This is a genomic window from Streptomyces sp. SID9727 (genome assembly GCF_010550605.1).
Taxonomy (GTDB): Bacteria; Actinomycetota; Actinomycetes; order Streptomycetales; family Streptomycetaceae; genus Streptomyces.
This window is the reverse complement of record NZ_JAAGNI010000063.1, coordinates 1-3,511: the sequence shown is the minus strand read 5'-3', so window position 1 is coordinate 3,511 and position 3,511 is coordinate 1. Positions and strand designations below refer to the sequence as shown.

The following is a 3,511-nucleotide window of genomic DNA, read 5'->3' as shown; positions in this document are numbered from 1 at the left end:
CTCCCCGGGCGCGGACGCGCCGCGGGTCCACCGGGCCAGCCAGAGGGCGTCGCAGAGCTGCTCGACGTCCGGGTCGAGGCCCGCGCCGCGCAGCCGGGCGACCAGCTCGGGCAGCAACCCGGCGTCGTGGAGCTCCGGGGCGCCTGGGCCGCCGCCGCCGTTCTCGTCCGCCGCACCGGACATCAGATCCTCACCTCGGCCGGTCGAGTCGCTGGATGAGCAGGTCGGCGAGCCGGTCGCGGCCCGCCGGTGACGCGGCGTGCGTGAGGTATATCGCGTTCAGCAGCTGGTCGGTGGCGAGGAGTTCGGTGCGGGACCGCTCCAGGAAGTGGGCGATCAGGTCGTCGCTGGCGCGGGCGGCCTCCTCGCCGAGGTGGGCCTTGACGAAGGAGGCGAGGCGCTTGTGGTCGGGGCGGCCGAGTTCCAGGTGGATGCAGCGGCGCATCAGCGGGGCCGGGAAGTCCCGTTCGCCGTTGCTCGTGAGCACGACGAAGGGGAAGGCCCGGCACTGCACCCGGCCGCCCTTGATGCGGACCTTGTTGCCGTCGTGGTCCAGCACGTCCGCCTCGCCGTCGGGCAGCCGGTCGGCGATCCGCTCCAGCTCGGGGATGGCGAACTCGCCCTCCTCCAGGACGTTCAGCAGGTCGTTCGGCAGGTCGATGTCGCTCTTGTCCAGCTCGTCGATGAGCAGGACGCGCGGCCGGTCCGAGGGCAGCAGCGCGGTGCCGAGCGGGCCGAGCCGGATGTAACTGCCCACGCTCTGCGCCGCGTCGGCCCCGGCCGCGCCGTCGGCCGCCGCGTGCGAGGCGATCTGGACGTCCTGGAGCCTGGCGATGGCGTCGTAGTGGTAGAGGCCGTCCTGGAGCGTGGTGCGGCTGACCACGGGCCAGCGCAGCACCTTGCCCAGCTCCAGCTCACGCGCCACGGAGTGGGCCAGGGTGCTCTTGCCCGCGCCCGGGTCCCCGGTGACGAGCAGGGGGCGCCGCAGGTACAGCGCGGCGTTGATCATCTCCAGTTCCTCGGCGCCGGGCCGGTGCTCCTCCGCGACGCGCCCGGGGATGCCGAGCCTGCGGTCGGCGGACTCGCCGCCATCCGCCCCGCCGGGCCCGCGTCCTCCGGTGAAGTCGCGCCAGGGCGGCGGGGGCGGCAGCTGGGGCACCTCGTCGTGCGGTTCGCCGATGCCCCGGTAGATGAGCCACTCGCTCGGTTCACTCATAGCGTGTCCCTCGTTGTCACTCGTCCGCCAGGGGCGGCCTGCGTCGGACGTGCCCTACCGTATCGATCCGGCCCAACACCCGTAAGGGGAAGACCAGTTCGCATACACGGCTGATGCGTTGCGCGGTGGCTCACGGCGCCTCCAGGAAGTCGGAACCCGGCAGCGGACGGTGCGGATCGTCGTAGTAGAGGGCGGCGCCGGCGGACCAGTACATCTCCGTCCGCCCCGCGCTCACCCCGCGTCTCAGTTCGTGGATCTTCCACGGCAGCCGGTCGTGGGTGCGGGTGTCCGACACCGCCTCGGCCACACGCCGGTGGAACTCCTTGCAGACCGTGTCGCCCTCCGCCGTGCGCCGCTGGAGCAGCGCCACGCCGAAGCCGCTGTCGAGCAGCCGCACCACCCCGGCCGTCACGTCGGGGTCCGGGTTGCCGTAGCGGCACAGGACGGGCACGGTCCCGTGGGCCAGACCGCGCAGCCGCGCCGACTCCGGTACACGTACCCGCAATTCGTCCTCGCAGTCGACCACCTCGGCCCGGATGGCGGCGGAAAGTCCCGCGTCCCACCGGGCCGGCCGTTCGTCGGCCGGGCCCTGGTACGGGCTGCGCAGCACCACCGGGCGTACGGCTCCGAGCCGCAGCCCGGACGGCGGCAGCACCCAGTCGTCCACCGGGAGGCCGAACAGCGCGGGCGCGACGACGACCTGGAGCATGGCGGGGCTGCCCGGTTCGTCGCACCGCCGGAACGCCTCGGTCAGCGCGGCGGCGAGCCGGTCCGGGACGGTGCCGAGCGCGGCGCCGCGGCTGTCCTCGTCCACCGGCTCCGCCTCCCCGGCCCGGCGGTCCACGGCGACCCGCCAGTCGTACTGGTCGCGGGCCCAGCCCTGGAGGTCCACGTGGAGCACGACGCAGTCGCGTTCGCCGTAGAGGACGGGGTCGCCCGCCGGGGCGCGGGCGGCCCGCTGGCGGCTCTGTTCCAGTCGGAGCCGGATCTCGGCCCACTCCACGTCGAGCCGGCGGCGCAGGTCGCGGGGCAGTTCGGTGTCGGCGATGCGCTTGACCCAGCCCCAGAGCGCCTTGGCGTTGCGCACGGAGAGCTGGCCGCAGGGGCGGTCGGCGGCGAGGACGCCCATGCAGTAGCGGACGATCAGTTCGAACCGGGCCTCGCGGTCGCGGGCGCGGGCGTCGTACAGCGCGCCGAGTCCGTCGCGCCAGCCGCGCGGGGCCGGGCGGTGGTCGCGGGCGTACACCCCGGGCAGCCGGTCCAGCAGCGTCAGCAGCGACCGGGTGCTCGCCGGGGGCGGCAGCTCGGCGAGCCGGCCGAGGAGTTCGGCGCGCAGCTTGGGGCCGAGGATGCCGCCGGGCGGGTCGGGCAGATCGCTCTGCGCGTCGGTCCAGGTCCGCTCGGTCCCGGCGGAGCTGGTGTGCCGGTCGGCGTGGTAGCGGTCGTGGGCGTGGAACACGGACTGGTATATGTCGTCGGTCTCGGTCTCGACGGGCCCGGCCGGCACCTCCAGGGTGCGCAGCCGCTCGACGCCGACGGCGGTGCCGCCCTGGTGGCCGTTGATCTGCGACTTGATCACGCCGACGACCTCGCCCCGCGCCAGGTCGACCAGCGGGCCGCCGGACATGCCGAGCTCCACCCAGTCGCCGTCGATCCTGACGACCTGCTCGGCGTCGCCCGATCCCCCGTACGAGCCCTTGACGACGCAGACGCCGCTGCGGTTCTGGAGGCCGCCGCCCTGGACGGGGGCCCAGCCCACGCAGCGGACCTCGCGGCTGCGGAGCATCGCCTCGGACCGCTCGGTGACGTACACGCAGGGGTGTTCGACGGGGCGCTGGAGCTGGATGAGCGCGAGGTCGGGGGCCGGCCAGCCGCCCGGGCCCGGGGGCCGGGTGCCGGGCAGGGCGGCGACGACCCGGCCCGGCACCTCGGTCAGGTCCGCGCTGTAGCGGTCCCCCTTGAACCACACGGCCACCATGCCCCCCTCCCCCCGCATCGCCACGTGCGCACACGTGAGGACCCAGCTGGGTGCGACGAAGAATCCACTGCCCAGGAAGTCCCCTTCCGGCCCGTCCTGGGCATACCCGGACGGCGGGCGATGGATGCGTACGGTGGCGTCCTGGACGAGGTCCATGAGGGCAGCCTGGGCGGGGCCGAGGGCCCCCTCTGCGCCCCCCTGTTCCCCGAAGGTCATGCGCCGCCGCCGTCGGTGTCGTCCGCACCGCCGGGGTGTGCCGGTGCGCCGGGGGGTGCCCCGGCGGGCGGGTGGCCGGGGGGTGCGCCGGCGCCCGGTGG

The 3,511-nt window shown here is 74.8% G+C and carries 3 protein-coding genes; all 3 read right to left on the bottom strand.

The window, feature by feature from the left end; genetic code table 11:
• A partial coding sequence (locus tag G3I41_RS03880; RefSeq protein ID WP_164398896.1) for a hypothetical protein occupies positions 1 to 183 on the bottom strand: 183 nt, incomplete at its 3' end.
• A gap of 7 nt (positions 184 to 190) precedes the next feature.
• Positions 191 to 1,216, bottom strand: coding sequence for a MoxR family ATPase (locus tag G3I41_RS03875; RefSeq protein WP_164398895.1), 1,026 nt, complete (start codon positions 1,214 to 1,216; stop codon positions 191 to 193).
• A gap of 130 nt (positions 1,217 to 1,346) precedes the next feature.
• On the bottom strand, positions 1,347 to 3,350 hold the full coding sequence (locus G3I41_RS03870) for a trypsin-like peptidase domain-containing protein (RefSeq protein ID WP_164398894.1): 2,004 nt from the start codon (positions 3,348 to 3,350) through the stop codon (positions 1,347 to 1,349).
• Positions 3,351 to 3,511: the final 161 nt, after the last annotated feature.

What these genes read in the sequence shown, in the direction of transcription:
- G3I41_RS03875 (WP_164398895.1), bottom strand. Translation starts at nt 1,216, where the DNA reads ATGAGTGAACCGAGCGAGTGGCTCATCTACCGGGGCATCGGCGAACCG.
- G3I41_RS03870 (WP_164398894.1), bottom strand. Translation starts at nt 3,350, where the DNA reads ATGGACCTCGTCCAGGACGCCACCGTACGCATCCATCGCCCGCCGTCC.